General features: G+C 60.0%; 15 protein-coding genes and 1 riboswitch. Of the genes, 10 read left to right on the forward strand and 5 right to left on the reverse strand.

Going from position 1 to position 17,563, the window contains the following annotated elements; genetic code table 11:
* Positions 1 to 20 precede the first annotated feature (20 nt).
* On the forward strand, positions 21 to 1,331 hold the full coding sequence (gene guaD, locus ABLU73_RS16880) for a guanine deaminase (protein WP_064177800.1): 1,311 nt from the start codon (positions 21 to 23) through the stop codon (positions 1,329 to 1,331).
* A 130-nt stretch (positions 1,332 to 1,461) separates the two neighbouring features.
* Here guaD and ABLU73_RS16885 read toward each other — a convergent pair whose 3' ends face one another.
* Positions 1,462 to 2,403, reverse strand: coding sequence for a hypothetical protein (locus ABLU73_RS16885; protein WP_065877608.1), 942 nt, complete (start codon positions 2,401 to 2,403; stop codon positions 1,462 to 1,464).
* Between the two features lie 121 nt (positions 2,404 to 2,524).
* Complete coding sequence (locus ABLU73_RS16890) at positions 2,525 to 3,775, reverse strand: sensor domain-containing diguanylate cyclase (protein ID WP_264924017.1); 1,251 nt, start codon at positions 3,773 to 3,775, stop codon at positions 2,525 to 2,527.
* A 397-nt stretch (positions 3,776 to 4,172) separates the two neighbouring features.
* On the opposite strand from ABLU73_RS16890, the gene ABLU73_RS16895 reads away from it, so the two are divergent.
* From ABLU73_RS16895 to ABLU73_RS16905, 3 genes are all read left to right on the forward strand, one after another.
* On the forward strand, positions 4,173 to 5,213 hold the full coding sequence (locus ABLU73_RS16895; protein WP_264924015.1) for a LacI family DNA-binding transcriptional regulator: 1,041 nt from the start codon (positions 4,173 to 4,175) through the stop codon (positions 5,211 to 5,213).
* Positions 5,214 to 5,403: 190 nt separating this feature from the next.
* Positions 5,404 to 6,327, forward strand: a complete 924-nt coding sequence (locus ABLU73_RS16900; RefSeq protein ID WP_165707706.1) for a TIM barrel protein — start codon at positions 5,404 to 5,406, stop codon at positions 6,325 to 6,327.
* A gap of 13 nt (positions 6,328 to 6,340) precedes the next feature.
* Positions 6,341 to 7,513 carry a Gfo/Idh/MocA family oxidoreductase gene (locus ABLU73_RS16905; protein ID WP_053810355.1) on the forward strand — a complete coding sequence of 391 codons (1,173 nt, stop codon included), beginning with the start codon at positions 6,341 to 6,343 and terminating at the stop codon, positions 7,511 to 7,513.
* 36 nt (positions 7,514 to 7,549) lie between these two features.
* On the opposite strand, the gene ABLU73_RS16910 is transcribed toward ABLU73_RS16905, so the two are convergent.
* The 3 genes from ABLU73_RS16910 to ABLU73_RS16920 form a co-directional block, all read right to left on the reverse strand.
* Entirely contained in the window at positions 7,550 to 8,656 is a 1,107-nt protein-coding gene (locus ABLU73_RS16910; protein ID WP_004202562.1) for a DUF4056 domain-containing protein, read from the reverse strand.
* Positions 8,657 to 8,721: 65 nt separating this feature from the next.
* Entirely contained in the window at positions 8,722 to 9,666 is a 945-nt protein-coding gene (locus ABLU73_RS16915) for a hypothetical protein (protein ID WP_064177796.1), read from the reverse strand.
* Positions 9,667 to 9,684: 18 nt separating this feature from the next.
* Complete coding sequence (locus ABLU73_RS16920; RefSeq protein WP_048324287.1) at positions 9,685 to 10,806, reverse strand: BamA/TamA family outer membrane protein; 1,122 nt, start codon at positions 10,804 to 10,806, stop codon at positions 9,685 to 9,687.
* A gap of 220 nt (positions 10,807 to 11,026) precedes the next feature.
* A riboswitch (TPP riboswitch) is annotated at positions 11,027 to 11,128 on the forward strand.
* Positions 11,129 to 11,196: 68 nt separating this feature from the next.
* On the opposite strand from ABLU73_RS16920, the gene ABLU73_RS16925 reads away from it, so the two are divergent.
* From ABLU73_RS16925 to ABLU73_RS16950, 6 genes are all read left to right on the forward strand, one after another.
* Positions 11,197 to 11,892 carry a TenA family protein gene (locus ABLU73_RS16925; RefSeq protein ID WP_043519610.1) on the forward strand — a complete coding sequence of 232 codons (696 nt, stop codon included), beginning with the start codon at positions 11,197 to 11,199 and terminating at the stop codon, positions 11,890 to 11,892.
* Positions 11,889 to 12,617 carry an ABC transporter ATP-binding protein gene (locus ABLU73_RS16930; RefSeq protein WP_043519611.1) on the forward strand — a complete coding sequence of 243 codons (729 nt, stop codon included), beginning with the start codon at positions 11,889 to 11,891 and terminating at the stop codon, positions 12,615 to 12,617. The genes ABLU73_RS16925 and ABLU73_RS16930 overlap by 4 nt, the downstream gene beginning before the upstream one ends.
* Positions 12,614 to 13,354, forward strand: coding sequence for an ABC transporter permease (locus ABLU73_RS16935; protein ID WP_154041053.1), 741 nt, complete (start codon positions 12,614 to 12,616; stop codon positions 13,352 to 13,354). Before ABLU73_RS16930 ends, ABLU73_RS16935 begins: the two co-directional genes overlap by 4 nt.
* 24 nt (positions 13,355 to 13,378) lie before the next feature.
* Positions 13,379 to 14,314, forward strand: a complete 936-nt coding sequence (locus ABLU73_RS16940; RefSeq protein WP_004202574.1) for an ABC transporter substrate-binding protein — start codon at positions 13,379 to 13,381, stop codon at positions 14,312 to 14,314.
* A 306-nt stretch (positions 14,315 to 14,620) separates the two neighbouring features.
* The gene (locus tag ABLU73_RS16945; RefSeq protein WP_004202575.1) at positions 14,621 to 16,006 is read left to right on the forward strand and encodes a diaminobutyrate--2-oxoglutarate transaminase; all 1,386 of its coding nucleotides are present in this window, start codon (positions 14,621 to 14,623) and stop codon (positions 16,004 to 16,006) included.
* Between the two features lie 9 nt (positions 16,007 to 16,015).
* On the forward strand, positions 16,016 to 17,497 hold the full coding sequence (locus ABLU73_RS16950; protein WP_025999270.1) for an aspartate aminotransferase family protein: 1,482 nt from the start codon (positions 16,016 to 16,018) through the stop codon (positions 17,495 to 17,497).
* Positions 17,498 to 17,563: the final 66 nt, after the last annotated feature.

The raw sequence follows: 17,563 nt of genomic DNA on the forward strand, positions 1-17,563 counted from the left end.
GTTAAGAGAAGGCAGGTTCGATGATGGATTACCAGACCGCGGTGCGCGGTGCATTTTTTGATATCGCCGGCGTGGCGGAGACCCCGGATGAGGTGGCCGCCCAGGCCCGCTATCTCGATGATGGCCTGTTGTTCTTGCAGGACGGAAAAATTGTCGCGCTGCTGCCATGGCAGGAGGGTGAAGCCTTTCTGCATCCGTTGAAGGGCTATGTTGACCTGCGGGGTAAACTGCTGTTGCCGGGGTTCGTCGATGCCCACGTCCACTATCCGCAGACCGAGATGATCGGCGCCTTTGGCGAACAGCTGCTGGAGTGGCTTACCACTTACACCTTCCCGGTGGAGAGCCAGTTTGCCGATGCGGAGTATGCCCAGGAGATAGCGCAGTTTTTTGTAAATCAATTGATAAGCCATGGAACCACCACCGCGCTGGTGTTTTGTACCCTGCATCCGGCCTCGGTGGAGGCGTTATTCAGCGAAGCGCTGCGCCTCAATATGCGCCTGATCGCCGGGAAAGTGATGATGGATCGCCATGTGCCCGACTACCTGTGCGAAACCGCCGGGGAGAGCTACGAGCAGACCCGGGGGCTGATCCGCCGCTGGCATCAGCGCGGCAGGCTGGGGTATGCCATTACCCCGCGCTTTGCTCCCACCTCGACGCCGGCGTTGCTGGAGGCGGTGCAGCGTCTGCGGGCCGAGTTTCCCGATACCTGGCTGCAGACGCATCTCAGTGAAAACCGCGAGGAGATCGCCTGGGTTAAGCAGCTGTGGCCGGAGCATGCGCACTATCTGGATGTCTATCATCACTATCAACTCACTGGCGAGCGCAGTGTATTTGCTCACGGGATCCATCTTGATGATGCCGAGTGGCAGTGCCTGCATGACACCGGTTCCGCAGTCGCCTTCTGTCCGACCTCGAATCTGTTTCTCGGCAGCGGGTTGTTTCGCCTGCCCGCCTGCTGGCAGCACCAGGTGCGGATGGGTATCGGCAGCGATGTCGGGGCCGGGACCACCTTCAGCATGCTGCGGACGCTGGGCGAGGCCTACAAGGTAGGACAACTGCAGAGCTATCGCCTGCGCGCCAGCGAGGCCTTCTATCACGCCACCCTCGGCGGCGCGCGCGCCCTGCGGCTGGAAGAGAAGATTGGCAATTTTCAGCCGGGCAAAGAGGCCGACTTTGTGGTGATTGACCCGGCGGTCACTCCGCTGCAGCGTCTGCGGATGGGCCGCTGCCATGATATTTATGAGCAGCTGTTCGTACTGATGACCCTGGGTGATGAGCGCAATATCAGCGAGACGTGGGTGAACGGCGAGCGGGTGTGGTGTCAGGGTTAACCCTCACCCTGGCCCTCACACTGGGGGGAGAGGAAACCGTCTGGCTGCGGGGACGGTTATGGACCCCCTTCGCCCTGGTCTCTCCCGGGGGTAAGAAGGCGCTGGCCGGCGGCGGCTGGGTTAGTGGCCTTCAAAAACTCATCGCCAGTCCAACGCCATAGCCTGTGGTGTTATTGCCGAACATATAGCGCGCCACCAGCCGGGTGCGGGTGATAAAGACCGGGTATTTACTGCTGTCCAGCTCGAGGCCAATCCCCAGCGACGTTAAACCAGAGAAGCCCAGCGCCCCTCGCTGATCGCCCAGATATTCAGTATGCGCGCCCTCCAGTACGTAGCGCAGCGGGTTGCCCAGCAGCGTCCAGTCAGCGATCGGCGCGCGGCGGCGCAGATACAGACCGAGATTCTCCGCGCTGGCCTCCCCCTGCACCACCTCGGCGCTGCTGCCGAAACTTTGCAGTTGCATATAGGAGTAACGCAGCTCGGCATCAATATCCTGGGTGGCGGAGAAGCGTTCATAATCCAGCATCAGCGCCCCGCCGAGCCCCCATGCATTGAACCGACCGCCGTCGAGGAACTGCAGATCGGCGTTGGTTTTTCGCTCAATTACCCAGCTGCCGAGGCGCGCATCGCTGGCCAGGGTGCCGAGCATCACATTGACGATCGGCCGCAGCACCAGGTTGCCGCCAAAGCGATCCCGGTGCAGCGAAAAATCCCAGCCGACGCCGCCGGTGGTGGTCAGGCTGTTCCACTTGGTGGGCACATTCCGCGTCTGTTCGCCATTGCTGACCACAAAACGCGGGTCGTAACGGCTGTAGCCCATCGTTCCTTCGAGATAGAGAGGAAACGACTCGCTCAGGGTCGCCCCGCCGCCAAACTGAGTAATGGCCAGGTTGTGTTTGTCGTTGCTCCCGGAGCCAATATTGAGATCGCTGGCGGTCACATCGGGGACCACGGTATAGCTCATCAGGGTCAGGACAGCATCGGCACGCTGCTTGATGGCGTGACCGTTCGCCGCCAGCGTCGCCGGCGCAGAAAGAAAAACTACCGACAGGACAACGAGAAAACGCACCATGAGTCGCATGCCACCTCAGCCGCAGGCAAACAAGATTACCGCCCAAATCAGCAGGCAGGACTCCCGTGAGTATAGCCGGCGAGTCTGCCTGCGTATCAGACGGCGATAAATAGCGCCACCTCTATTCTGACCGCCCGGAATGGGCCGCTACGTTTTCCGACGGCAAGCGCGTTACCCGGTTGCGTCCGTCATTTTTCGCCGCATACAGCGCTTTATCGACGCGGTAAAACAGCTGATCAATCGCTTCGCCATCATGATGCTCGGCAACGCCAATGCTGACGGTGACCGACATCGTCTGATATTCGCTGATCGCCTGACGGATAGCCTCCGCCACCATCAGCGCGCGGGCGATCGGCGAATGAGGCAAAAAGAGCAGAAACTCCTCGCCTCCCCAGCGATATATCTTATCTTCGCGGTCCACCGAGGTTTCCAGAATGCGGGAGATCACCAACAGGACTTCATCGCCTTTTTGATGACCGTGAATATCATTAATACTTTTGAAATGATCGATATCGATTAGCAGCAGACAAAAACCATGGCCGATAAACGACGGCGCATCGACGAGCCGGTAAAATTCGCGGCGATTGAGCAGTCCGGTTAAGGGATCGTGGGCGGCGGAAAATTCCAGCTCTTTTTTCAGAAGCACTTCTTCGGTGATATCGTGAATGATGCATAACATCAGCCGAATATTATATAGCACCACCGGCCCGGCATAGGTTTGAACATGGCGCAGCGAGCCGTCAGCCAGAATATGAGTAAAATTAAGCGGCTTATGCCCGCCGGGCATATTGGCAATGTTATTCATAATAGGGATCACATCCCGGCCCAGGGTATTAATTTGCCAGGTATGTTTATTGCGCATTTCCTCATCGGAATAATGATAAAAGCGCAGTGCGGCAATATTGGCATCGACAATCAGGCCCTCTTTCTGAGGATCGATCAACAGCATTGGCGCGGTATTGGTCATAAAAAAACGGGCAAAAAAACCATTGTTACGCCGCTGGTAGCGGCGGGAGCCGGTATGAATCGACTGATTTTGCGCGAGCAGCTTCACCGCTTCAAATAACAGTAAGGGGCCGCAGTCCTCGGTCTCGACCAGGGTGGTTTTACAATATACCGACTGCAACCCTTTGGCGGTCTGCAGCGTCCAGACTTCAAATATCTCAGTCATCGCGTCGAGATAGCGCAGATAATGCTGCAGCTGCGTTTCCGGGCAGGTGGAATAGATACCGTTGCGCATCTCATTCAGCGACATATCGCCGCTCAGCGTCCGGGAAGCCTGATTGGCATAGACCACACACTCTGTAAAAGGATGGACTACCCAGATCGGCGTGCTTAATACATCAAAAACAGCCAGCTCTTTTAATAACATACAGGCCCCAAATCGACCCACTCCCGGCGCGGAACGGCACATGATTCAGTGCAGCCCTGACGCTGGCATAAAGTGATAGCAAAAAGTCATCGAGTAAACGTCATTACGCGCGTGCGCGGCAAGTATAGTCGGTTACAGGCCCAGCGACGCCCATCCGGAGCGACTTTGCGCACGGTTTAACCGACAAAGACGACACTGCCTTTATTATTAATTTTATTTCAATAGCATAGCAGCAATGCCAGAACAGGTAGTCGCTTTTGATCACAGACTGTGTATACCCGTCACACTTTACGCGGCAGGAGCGCAGGCTTGTCCTGTGGCACGCAGATTGTCGCTGTTCTGCTCAGCGTTACCGTGATAGTTTCTATCATAACGCTCATTTTTAATGGTCATCACAGTGAAAAAATCCACCAGCAAAATCACGCTTTCCGACATAGCGCGTGAAGCTAACGTCGGCGTGGCCACCGTCGACCGGGTACTCAACAAGCGCGCGGCGGTGAAGGAATCGACCGCGTACCGCGTGCTGGAGGCCGCCCGGCGGCTGGGGTTTACGCTCGAACAGCCGCACTATCGCCTGGCCGCCGGCAAAGCGCCGGTTACCGTCAGAATGGGCTTTATTCTGCTGCAGGAGACCCACTCCTTCTACCTGCCGCTGGCAAGGGCGCTGGCAAGAGAGGCCGCGCCGTGGCTGCCGGCAGGCGAGACACCGGCGATCCTGCATTTTACCATTGATGCGGTGGAAGCAATGGCCCAAGCCATTCACCGGCTCAGCGATGAGGTGGAGGTGCTCGGCCTGGTGGCGCTGGATCATCCGCTGATTCGCCATGCGGTGGGCCGGGCCGCCGCCCGCGGCGTTCGCGTATTCACTCTACTTTCAGATCTGTCGGTTCCCCAGCGCAGCGGCTATATCGGCCTCGATAACCAAAAAGCCGGGCGCACCGCCGCCTGGTTTATCGACCGCTTATGCCGTGGCGAAGGCGAAATAGCCATTATCATTGGCGATAATCGTTTTACCTGTCAGGAAAGCTGTGAGATCAGCTTCCGCTCCTGCCTGCGCGAGCAGGGTAAAGGGCAGCAGATCCTCGAGCCGGTTCGCAGCCACGAACGGGCGGATGTCGCCAGAAGCGTAACGGAAAAGCTGCTCAGCCAGTACCCGGCCCTGCAGGCGATCTATGCTCCCTGCGGCGGCGTCGAAGGGATTGTCGGGGCGCTGCGCGACAGCGGCCGCCAGCAGGCCGTCACCCTGGTCTGCCATGGCCCGCTAAGCGGCAGTGAACTGGCGCTGATCGACGGCACCATCGATGTCATTCTCAACCACCGGCTGGATGACCTGGCCGCCGCCACCCTGCACGCCATGACGGAAGCCGTTTCGCGGCCGCCCAGCGACGTGATTTCGCACCCTCAGCCTTTCGATATCATCACCAAAGAAAATATGTAAACGCTCGCCCCGTCGCCAACGGGGCTGCCTCGCGCCTGAACCACGCCTCGCCTCATTTTGATAAATAACTATCAAAAACAACATCAATACAAATCATGATGACCATCATAAAATTATCATTCCAATATTGTTGGCTATGAAATTTTTATTCGATACTCTGCGGCATCCCCTGTGAAAAAAGGAAGCCGACATGACACATCCTATCGCCAACGCCCCCTGCAGCTGGGGCGTGGATGACCCGAAAAACCCTGACCTTCCCGCCTGGGCTACCGTGCTGAAGGAGGCGGCGCAGGCCGGGTATCGCAGCATCGAGCTCGGCCCGTGGGGCTACCTGCCCACCGACCCGTCCAGCCTGCGCGCGGCGCTGGACCAGCATCAGCTGTCGCTGGTCGCCGGGACGATCTTTGACGATCTGGTGAACGAGGCCCATTACCCCACTCTGGAGGCGCTGACCCATCAAATATGCCGCAATCTGTCTCAGGTTCCGGCCGCCGAACCTATCCCGGGGCACCCTTTCCAGCCGCCCTATCTGGTGATTATCGACTTCGGCAACCCCGAGCGGGCGCGCTTTGCCGGACGCAGCGCGCTGGCTCCGCGCCTCAATGACCAGGACTGGCAGCGGATGATGGCGCACATTACCGCCCTCAGCACCCTCGCCTGGCGGGAGTACGGTGTGCGGGCGGTTATCCATCCCCACGCCGGGGGCTGCATCGAATTTGCCGATGAAATCGAGCGGCTGGCCAACGATATCCCGCACGACGTGGCGGGGTTGTGTCTGGATACCGGGCATCTCTACTACGCCGGAATGGATCCGCTCACCTGGCTGGATCGCTATTACGCGCGGCTCGACTACCTGCACTTCAAGGATGTGGATCCGCAGGTTTACCAGCGCGCCATCGCCGAAGGCATCGACTTTTTCACCGCCTGCGCCGAAGGGGTGATGTGCCCGCTCGGCAGCGGCGCCATTGACTACCCGGCCATTAACGATTTCCTTGCCCGCCGCGGCTATCAGGGCTGGATAACCATTGAACAAGAGCGTGATCCGCGCCATGCCGCAGGCAGCCTGCAGGCGGTCACGGAGAGCCTGCGCTATCTGCGCGACGTTGGATTCTGACAGGAGACACCCCATGATTAACGGTTTAAGACCTCTCGATCGCACCCTGCGCTGGGGCATGGTCGGCGGCGGCGGCAGCAGCCAGATCGGCTATATTCACCGCTCTGCCGCCCTGCGCGATAACACCTTTGCGCTGCTGGCAGGCGCCTTTGATATTAATGCCGAACGCGGGCGCCAGTTCGGCCAACAGCTGGGGGTGGATCCCGATCGCTGTTACGCCGACTACCAGAGTCTGTTTCGCGGCGAGGCTGCCCGCCCGGACGGTATTCAGGCCGTGTCGATTGCCACGCCGAATAACACCCATTATGCCATCTGCCGGGCGGCGCTGGAGGCCGGGCTGCACGTGGTGTGCGAAAAGCCGCTGTGCTTCAGCAGCGAAGAGGCGGACGACCTGGTGGCCCTCAGCCAGCGGCAGCACAAAATCATCGGCGTGACCTACGGCTATGCCGGTCATCAGCTTATCCTCCAGGCCCGGCAGATGATCGCCGACGGACTGCTGGGCGACATCCGTATCGTCAATATGCAGTTTGCTCATGGCTTCCACGCCCAGCCGGTGGAGCAGGAAAACGCCAGTACCCGCTGGCGGGTCGATCCCCGCTTCGTCGGCCCCAGCTATGTGCTGGGGGATTTAGCCACCCACCCGCTGTTTCTGGTCGAAACCATGGCCCCGCAGCTGAAGATCGCCCGGCTGATGTGCGCCAGACAAAGCTTCGTCAAAAGCCGCGCGCCGCTGGAGGATAACGCGCAGGTGCTGATGGAGTATGACAACGGTGCCATCGGCTCGCTGTGGAGCTCCGCCGTTAACTGCGGCTCCATGCACGGGCAAAAGGTGCGCATCGTGGGAGAAAAGGCCAGTCTCGAATGGTGGGATGAACAGCCCAACCAGCTGCGTTACGAGGTGCAGGGCGAGCCAGCGCGCATTCTGGAGCGAGGCATGGACTATCTTGATCCGCTGGCGCGTCAGGATGATCGCATCGGCGGTGGTCACCCGGAGGGGCTGTTCGAGGCCTGGTCGAATCTCTATCGCCGCTTCGCCATCGCTATGGACGCCGCGGACCGGCGCGACGAAGCGCTGCTGGCCGACTTCTGGTATCCGGACGCCCGCGCCGGGGCGTTCGGCGTCCGCTGGGTGGAAAACTGCGTGCGCTCGGCCGACAACGGCGCCTGCTGGGTCGACTTCCGCTAACTCGCCGGCTCAGGGCCTCGCCCTGAGCCTTCCACGTTACTTTTCAATGCGCGCCAGCTGGGTTTTATCGGCCTCGCGGGCGCGATCGGCCAGCCCCTGAAACGCTGCGGCGCCATAGTATTGCTCGGGCGCCGGTAGAGCCTGCATATCGTGCCCCGGGTAGATCTGCAGCTCGCCGAGGTCGCGCAAGCGGAACCCCGCCACCTGCGAGGGCATGGTCAGGCGATATGGCGGCATGGTTTCGAAAGGGACCGGCGTCGGCAGCCGGTTTTCCTGCAGGTCGTAATTACGCTTCAGCACCAGAAACTTATCCGGCACCCGTCGGCGACTGTTCCACCAGTCGCCATCTATCCGCTGGAACATCGCTTCCGTCTCCCCTCGCGTGGCCACCATCAGCCGGGTCAGCGCCTTTTTCAGCGCCGCCTCCATGGCCTGGTTATACGCTTCCACTGACCCGCCATGGCCGCTAAGGATGACGTTAATTGCCAGCCTGGCGCCCAGTAAATTGGAATAGAGATCTTCCGGCGAAAACGCGGAGATCTCCTCAGAAAACCCCGGCACCGACTGGAAGCCATACCACTGGGCGATCTCATGCCACTGGGCGATTTCGAAGGCCAGATGTCCGGCGAGCCAGGCCGCCAGCTGATAGCGCTGCCTGACGCCCGGCGGCGGCGTAAAGGCATTCAGCTGAACGCGGCGCACCCCCAGCTCTTCGCTGTAGAATATGCGCCCCGCCTGGCCCAGCGTCGGCGAAATGCGATTGAACAGATAAAAGGTGTAATCCGCCGTGTCGCGCACATGGGCAATATCGATAAACCCGCCGCGACGGGTATAAATAAGCCCGTTTTGCTCCTCGCTCAGTCCCAGCAGATTTTTCACCGCCCCGAGCGCGCTGTCGTTGTAATGGTGCTTGCCCAGAGAATCCAGAGTCAGCACGTTACCAATCTGGTACACCGGGATGGGGATGCCCACCGCCCGCACGTGCAGGTCGTAACCAAAGGCGCAGCATGGCCGCAGCGATTCCGGCGGCGACAGCTCGCCCAGGGTGGGAACCGGATGGATCGCCGTCACCGCGGGCAATACCGGGTCCTGCGCCAGCGCCGGCAGCGCCAGCGCGAATAACAGCCATAAGGCTTTACGCATCAACAGCCTCTCCACAGCAACAAAAGAACGCGCATCTTACCGGCAGACGGCGCCTGCAGGTTTAGTTAAAAGCGGTATTCACCGGAGACAAAGAAGCTATTGCGGTCGTTAAAACCGAATTCAGTCAGCACGTTAAAGTTTTTGGTGACTTCATACTGGGCGCCAATCAGCATATTCCACGGCGAGGTCAGCTTTTGCTTAACGTCGAATTTGCCCTCGCCGTCTTTATTGACCGCGGCAATTAGGGGCTGCAGCTCTGGCGGCATGTGCAGGTCGGCGAGATCTCCCTTAAACTCCTGCTGCACGTCCTGATACATGCTGCCGACCCACAGGCTGAGATGGGACGGCCCGTCGATCCCCTGAAAACTGAAGCGGTAGCCGACGCGCGGCGAGACGGTGACCGCCGAAATGCTGCCGTCGAGGATATCGAAGTCGGTGCGGGTGTAGTTAGTATCCACCAACCCAAACCAGTTGCCGTAGCCGCCGGCGAGCGTAAAGCCGGTCCCCCAAGTGGTGCCTTTAAAATCAAGCGTAAAATCAATATTCTGCAGCTTTCCGCTTTGATAAAGCTGATGAACCGCGCCGGCGATGACCCGGTCCAGACCGCGAAACTGCGACGGATCTGAATCCACTGAGACCTGGGAGACGGACGACCCGCGGGTATGCCCCACCAGTCCGTAAACGTTGAGGAACGGAAAGACCCACATATCAAGGCGCAGGTTTTCGGTTTTGCTCTTCTCGCGGGTGTGCCCGGCATCGATGGCGAACATATCGCTGGGAATGGGATGGTTGCCGAGCTTAAGCCCGGAAAAGGTAATACTGTCGACCATGATATCCTGTCGGATATTCATATAGCTCAGATTGACGCCGTAAGGTAACGGAATGGAATATCCCCTGGCGCGAGCCTCCTCGCCCCAGATCGGAAAATAGCTGTCGCTCTGGTCCGGCTCCGCAGCCGACGTGCCCCAGGCCGCTAACAGCAGCGTTAACACCGCGCCGGATGATCTCATTTTTGTTCTCATGTGTAGTTATAAACCCGAACCGACATTGAAATAGACCGCCTGTTCATGCTCGCTGAACGCCATGTCAATCCCGGTACGTAAACCGTACTGTCGCGCGATCAGGTATCGAAAACCGGCCCCCCATGCCACCTCTGACTCTTCCCATAGCGTATCCGCCGCGTCAGCGGCGCTCCCGGCGCCAACGAATCCCTGCAGGATCCAGCGCGGAGTAACCGCCCAGGCCAGCTGGGTTTGCGCCGTGGCCACGTAGTCGCCCTGATAGCGGTAGCGCGAAATCCCGCGCAACGCGATATAAGGACGCGCCATCGGCATCAGATGCTTATCATGGTGGGTTAAGGACTGATAATTGCCCGCGACCGCCAGGGTCAGCGTCTGGCTGAGCGGAATAAACACCTTTCCGTCCAGCGAAAAAGTGTTGTAGTGATAATCGCCCCCGAGCAGCGAACGGAAAAACCGATATTCCCCCTTCAGCGCTAACCCACTCTGAGGATAGAAAATATTATCGGTAGTGTCATATTCCGCCACCACCCCCAGCGCCGAAGAGGTGCTGTTTTGCCCGAGCACCTGCTGCCACACCCGGTTGAGCCGTGGATTATCGGTAGAGACATCCGCCCGGGCATACACCTGGGAGGCCCCGAGGAACACCGGCGTGTCGCCTAGGCGAAACAGCAGCTTTTGCAGCGCGGCGACGCCTTTGGTCTGCGTCTGCACCGGTTTAGCATGGCTGAAGCCGCCGGTGTCGCCGGAATAGATATCCAGATTGACGTTAGCGTAGCCGGCGCCCGCCAGGTAACGAATGCGATCATGCTGCCAGGTGTGGCGATGGCCGCCGCCAATAAACCAGGTGCCATTCTGCGTGGCGGCCCCGCCAAAAGCGGTGAGCGGCGGAGGAATAAACTGCCCGCCCTCCCGGCTACCTTTGCCGTGTAAAAACAGGCCAAACAGTCCGCCACCATAGCCGATGGCCGGCTCGGTTATCGCCAGCGGCACCGGCAGAAAACCGTAACGGTTTTCCGCCAGATACTGACTCATGTCGAGCATGCCATCTTCCGCATCGAAGAGATCGGCGGCATCGCCAGGCGGGCACAACAGGAACAGAAGCGCCAGCGTGGACAGCGGGAATTTCATGCTCACTCCAGGGCGTTGGGGCGCGCACGACACGCGTGGCGAACAGGATTATTACAACGGAATTAGGAAAATATAACGTAACCGGATAATCCTCACCAACGCGCAGTGGCCTGTTTTTTGGGTATTTTTGGACAAAAAAGAGCTGGCCGTCACAGAAAGCCGCCTTCGCTCCGCCGGACGGCGCGATGATTGTATTCATAAGGTGAATGTCGTATAACATAGCGCTACCGAGGGGTGTCCCGTGAGGGCTGAGATGGCGCAAGCCGAACCCTTTGAACCTGATCTGGGTCATGCCAGCGAAGGGACGGGTCGGCAATTTTGCCAGCATTACCGCCATTGCCTGTTCACACCCCTGCACGCCCGGATCTCCCCTGCACAACTGGAGGTCCTGTGATTGTTCCCGCGTTTAGCCAAGGTCTTTATGGCCGTTTACGCCAGCTGGCCGCCGCTGACTGGCAGCACTATGTGGCGCACCCTTTCGTCCGGCAGCTCGCCGAAGGCACCCTTGCTGAAAGCGCATTTCGTCGCTATCTCACCCAGGATTATCTGTTTCTGATCCATTTCGCCCGCAGCTACGCGCTGCTGGTGAGTAAACTGCGCACGCTGCCGGAGATGCGCGCCGCGGCCGCCTCCATGAACGCCATTCTTAACGAAGTGCCGCTGCACGTCGGCTACTGCGCCCAGTGGGGCATTAGCGAACCGGAGATGGCCGCCCAGCCTGAAGCGCCGGAAACCATCAACTATACCCGCTACGTGCTGGATATCGGCCATGCAGGCGACGCGCTGGATCTGCTGGTCGCTCTGATGCCCTGCGTAGCGGGTTACGCCGAAATCGGTCTGGGCCTGCTGCATCACCCCACCACCCGACTGGACGACAATCCTTACGCCTCGTGGATCCGCAACTACGGCGATGAAGGCTATCTGCAGGGCGTCAGCGCCGCGCTGGCGCTGCTGGAGACCGTGTGGCAACAGCGTGGAAGCGAGACCCGTATCACTGAACTGAGCGACATCTTCACCACCGCCACCCGCCTTGAGGCGCAGTTCTGGCAGATGGGGCTCAACGCCGCGGTGGAGTCCCGGGCGTGACGGCGCCAGGTATCGAGGTCCGCAATCTGAGCCTCCATTTCGGCGACCGCCGCCTGTTCGACAATCTGTCGCTGACGGTCCCCGGCGGCCAGTGGGTGTCGCTGCTCGGCGCCAGCGGGGCCGGAAAAACCAGCCTGCTGCGGGTCATGGCCGGCCTGGCCCCCGCCACCTGCGGGGAAGTGGTCGCCAGCGACGGCAAGCCGATACCCGGCCGCCTGGCGTGGATGGGGCAGAAAGATCTGCTTTACCCCTGGCTGAGCGTTCGGGAGAACGTCGCCCTCGGCGCGCGGCTGCGCGGTGAGAAAGTGGATCACGCCCGGGTCGCCACCCTGCTGGAACAGGTGGAGCTCGCCTCCTGCGCCGACGCCCGGCCGGCGACGCTCTCCGGCGGGATGCGTCAGCGCGCCGCGCTGGCCCGCACCCTGTATGAGGACCGGCCCATCGTGCTAATGGATGAGCCTTTCTCGGCGCTGGACACCCTCACCCGCACGCGCATTCAGACCCTCGCGGCCACCCTGCTGGCGGGGCGGACGGTGGTGCTGATCACCCACGATCCGCTGGAAGCCTGCCGGCTGAGCCACCGTCTGCTGGTCCTCTCGGCCGCCGACGGGGAGATCGACGACAGCCATCACCTCACCGGCGCGCCGCCGCGCGCGCCGGACGCGCCCGAGCTGTTGAACGCCCAGGCGGCGCTGCTGCAGCAGTTGATGAGGGCCCACTCATGAGCGGACGTCTCTGGCGCGGCGGCATGGTGTTCTGCGGACTGGTGCTTCTCTGGGAGCTGGCCAGCCGCAGCGGCATTCCGCGCTTTCTTTTACCCTCCCCGGCAGCGGTCGCCGAGGCGCTGTGGGTCAATCGCGCCTATCTCGGCTGGCACACGCTGATTACCCTCAGCGAGATCCTCAGCGGCCTGGCGCTGGGGGTGGCGCTCGGCGTCACGCTGGCGCTGGGCATGATCCTCTCCCCGCGCCTGCAGCGCTGGCTGATGCCGCTGGTGCTCTCCAGCCAGGCGATCCCGGTCTTTGCCCTCGCCCCGCTGCTGGTGCTGTGGCTGGGGTTTGGCATGAGCGCCAAAGTGGCGATGGCGGTGCTGGTGATTTTCTTTCCCGTCACTTCCGCCTTCTTTGACGGCTTGCGACGGGTCAACCACGACTATCTCGATCTGGCGCGCAGCATGAACGCCTCCTTTGGCGCTCAGCTACGGCATGTCCGCCTGATGGCCGCCCTGCCGGCGCTGGGCTCGGGCCTGCGCATGGCGGCGGCGGTGGCCCCCATCGGCGCCATTATCGGCGAATGGGTCGGCTCCGCCGAGGGACTGGGCTACGTCATGCTCAATGCCAACGCGCGGCTGCAAACCGATATCTGCTTCGCCGCGCTGTTTATTTTAGTGCTGCTGACCCTCTTCCTGTGGCTGGCGGTAGACACCCTGCTGCACCGGCTGATCGACTGGTCGCCGGAATAATCATGAAGTAATAAAGGAAAACAGATGAAAACGTCGCTTTTCGCCGGGGCAACCCTGACGGCGCTGCTCAGCGGTCACGCGCTGGCCAATGAACCGCTCACCCTGGTGCTGGACTGGTATATTAACCCCGACCATGCGCCGATTATGGTGGCCGAGCAGATCGGCGCCTTTAAGGCCCAGGGTCTGGACGTCAAGATTGTCCCTCCGTCGGATCCGGCGCTGCCGCCCCGTATGGTGGCCGCCCGTCAGGCAGACCTGGCCATCACATATCAGCCGCAGGTGCACTTCTTCGCTGACGAAGGATTACCGCTGGTGCGCGTGGGCACCCTGATCAACTCGCCGCTGAATACGGTGATCGCCCTCGATAAGCAGATCAAAACCCCGGCGGATCTGCAAGGCAGGAAGGTGGGTTACTCGGTCAGCGGCATTGAGCAGGCCACCCTGGCGACCATGGCGCAGCATTCGGGGATCGATCCGGCCAGTATCAAGCTGGTCAACGTCAATTTTCAGCTGACCAGCGCTCTGCTGGCAGGCCAGGTGGACGCGGTCATCGGCGGCTATCGTAATATAGAAGCGCAGGAGCTGAAGCTGCAGGGCAAAGCTCCAGTGGTGATGAACGTTGAGGATTATGGCGTACCGGCCTATGACGAGCTGGTGATTGTCGCCCACCGCGACGCGATTCATGAGGCGAAAATCCGTAAATTCCTCACCGCCCTGCAGGCCGGGGTCAGCTATCTGCGCGCCCATCCACAGGAGAGCTGGGAGGCGTTCGCCGCCGCGCACCCGGAGCTGAAGACCGAGCTTAACCATCAGGCGTGGCTGCAAACCGTGCCGCTGTTCGCCACCGATCCGGCGGCGCTGGATAAAGCGCGCTATGACACTTACGAACAGTTTTTATATAACAATAAGTTGGTGAAAAAAGTTACACCTTTAACAAATTATGCGGTTGAGCTGCATTGACTCTTGCTATCGCTGACGGAAGGCTTTCCGTCAGCGCTTTAACGCAGCGGCAATAAAAATATAGAGACTTTCTCACTAATAATTACACTTTAAAGGGTTATCGTTACCTTGGGTTGTTTTATTATAATTCAGCAGGTTATGTTAATTTTTACCCCGGTAAGAATAGCGTCAAAATAACGCAATCAATAAAACGTTGAATGCGGATTTAAAAAGCCATATATTGTGCGCGCTTTATGAATGCCAATTCAATTCCTTACACCAATTATTCAACCAGCGTTCAACCGCAATGCTGGTTGTGGGAGTGATATGATGACGGATAAAGTCCGTATTGATACTTTACGTGCTGATTTATTAGACGCAAACAACGAAACCTTTTTGGCCCGTCAGGCCGAATTTGAATCGAATGTCAGGAGTTACCCGCGTAAGTTACCGCTGGCTATCACTAAAGCTGAAGGCGTGTGGCTGACGGATGCGGATAACAAACAGTACCTGGACTGCCTCGCCGGCGCCGGTACTCTCGCTCTGGGCCACAACCACCCTGATGTATTGCAGAGCATCCAAAGTGTCATTACCAGCGGCTTGCCGTTACATACTCTCGATCTGACTACCCCGTTAAAAGATCGTTTCTCCGAATACCTGCTCTCTTGCCTGCCGGGCGAAGGGAAAGAGTATTGCCTGCAGTTCACCGGTCCTTCCGGCGCTGACGCCGTGGAAGCGGCGCTGAAGCTGGCGAAAAAATACACCGGCCGTTCCGCGGTGATCAGCTTCTCCGGCGGCTATCACGGGATGACCCACGGCGCGCTGTCGGTCACCGGCAACCTGTCGCCGAAAGCGGCGGTCAACGGCATGATGCCGGAAGTACAGTTTATGCCTTACCCGCACCTGTACCGCTGCCCGCTGGGCATCGGCGGCGAAGCCGGCGTCAAAGCGCTAACCTACTACTTCGAAAACCTGATCAACGACGTGGAGAGCGGCGTCCGTAAACCGGCGGCGGTTATCCTCGAAGCCGTTCAGGGCGAAGGCGGCGTGAACCCGGCGCCGGTCGAGTGGCTGCAGCGCATCCGCAAAGTGACCGAAGAGCACGGCATTCTGCTGATCGTCGATGAAGTGCAGGCTGGCTTTGCCCGTACCGGTAAATTCTTCGCCTTCGAACACGCCGGTATTCAGCCGGACATCATCGTGATGTCGAAAGCGGTTGGCGGCGGTCTGCCGCTGGCGGTGCTGGGCATTAAAAAGCAGTTCGACGCCTGGGAACCGGGTCACCACACCGGCACCTTCCGCGGCAACCAGCTGGCGATGGCTACCGGCCTGACCACCCTGCGTCATCTGCGCGACAATAAGATTGCCGACAAAGTCGCCGCCCAGGGCGAGTGGCTGAAAGGCAAACTGGCGGAGCTGCAGAAACGCTACCCGGTAATCGGCCACGTTCGCGGTCTCGGTCTGATGATCGGTATCGAAATCGTCAAGCCGAACGAAGCGCAGGATCACATGGGTTGCTACCCGGCTGACGGTGAACTCTCTGCCCTGCTGCAGAAGAAATGCTTTGAAGCGGGCCTGATTCTGGAGCGCGGTGGCCGTCACGGCTGCGTGCTGCGCCTGCTGCCGTCCCTGCTGATCAGCAACGCGGAACTGGATGTGTTCCTCGACAAATTTGAACAGGCCCTGCTGGCCGCCGGCGTAAAACCGGTCTGAGTGGAGTAAGTGACCACCATGTCCACATTGAATCCGATTCTTGCTGGTTCGGCGCAGAGCGTTGAGGCCTATCAGCAGGTTATCGAGCAGACCAGTCAGGCCGTTGTGCAGTGGCTGAAACAACCTGAGATGTATCAGGGGAAAAGCGTTGACGAACTGCGTGAGCGTATCTCCCTTGAGTTTAACGAACAGGGTTTGGGTAACCAGGCGGCGATTGACCGTGCAATCGAGTACTTCCTGAAAGACAGTCTGTCGGTGCATCACCCGCAGTGCGTGGCGCACCTGCACTGCCCGAGCCTGGTGATTAGCCAGGCGGCGGAAGTGTTGATCAACGCCACCAACCAGAGCATGGACTCCTGGGACCAGAGCCCGTCGGCGACCATCATTGAGATGAAGCTGATCGAGTGGCTGCGCGCCCGGGTCGGCTATCCGGCAGGCGATGCCGGCGTCTTCACCAGCGGCGGCACCCAGAGCAACCTGATGGGGCTGATGTTGGCGCGCGACGCCTTCTTTGCCCGCCAGGGACACTCCATCCAGCAGGATGGGCTGCCGGGGGATATCCGCAAGTACAAAGTACTGTGCTCCGAAAACGCCCACTTCTCGGTGCAGAAGAACATGGCGCTGATGGGGCTCGGCTACCGCTCGGTCACGCTGGTGAAAACCGACGAATTCGCGCGGATGGACGTGGCCGATCTGCAGGCGAAGATTGCGCAAGCGCAGGCTAACGGCGAGCAGATCATGGCGATCGTCGCCACCGCCGGCACCACCGACGCGGGGGCTATCGACCCGCTGCGCGACATCGCCGGTATCGCCGCGGAGCATCAGATCTGGCTGCACGTTGACGCAGCATGGGGCGGCGCGCTGCTGCTGTCTGAGCAGTATCGCGACTATCTTGACGGTCTGGAGCTGGTGGATTCCGTTACCCTGGACTTCCACAAGCAGTTTTTCCAGACCATCAGCTGCGGCGCGTTCCTGCTGAAGGATGCCCGCCATTACGAGCTGATGCGTTATCAGGCGGCCTATCTCAACTCCGAGTTCGATGAAGAACACGGCGTGCCGAACCTGGTGTCTAAGTCGCTGCAGACCACCCGTCGCTTCGATGCGCTGAAGCTGTGGATGGGCCTCGAAGCGCTGGGCCAGAAGCAGTATGCGGCGATCATCGATCACGGCGTCACCATGGCGAAAAACGTCGCGGAGTACGTGAAGTCTCAGCCGACGCTCGAGCTGGTGATGCAGCCGCAGCTGGCGAGCGTGCTGTTCCGTTCCCGTCCGGCGCAGATGGCGCAGAGCGACGCGGCGGCAATCGCCCTGCTCAACCAGCGCGTCGGCGACGCCCTGCTGGCTTCCGGCCGCGCTAACGTCGGCGTGACCGAGCACAACGGCGTTACCTGCCTGAAGCTGACCCTGCTGAACCCGGTGGTGACGCTGGATGATGTGAAGGTCCTGCTGAGCCTGGTGGAGCGCACCGCTCAGGAGCTGCTGGCGCAATAATCTGCCTGAGCGAGGCGGCGTCTGTCGCCCCGCTCAACGGCCAGCCCAGCCAGTACTAAGCCGATA

The organism is Klebsiella sp. GG_Kp175 (genome assembly GCF_040062325.1).
GTDB classification, from domain to species: domain Bacteria; phylum Pseudomonadota; class Gammaproteobacteria; order Enterobacterales; family Enterobacteriaceae; genus Klebsiella; species Klebsiella quasipneumoniae.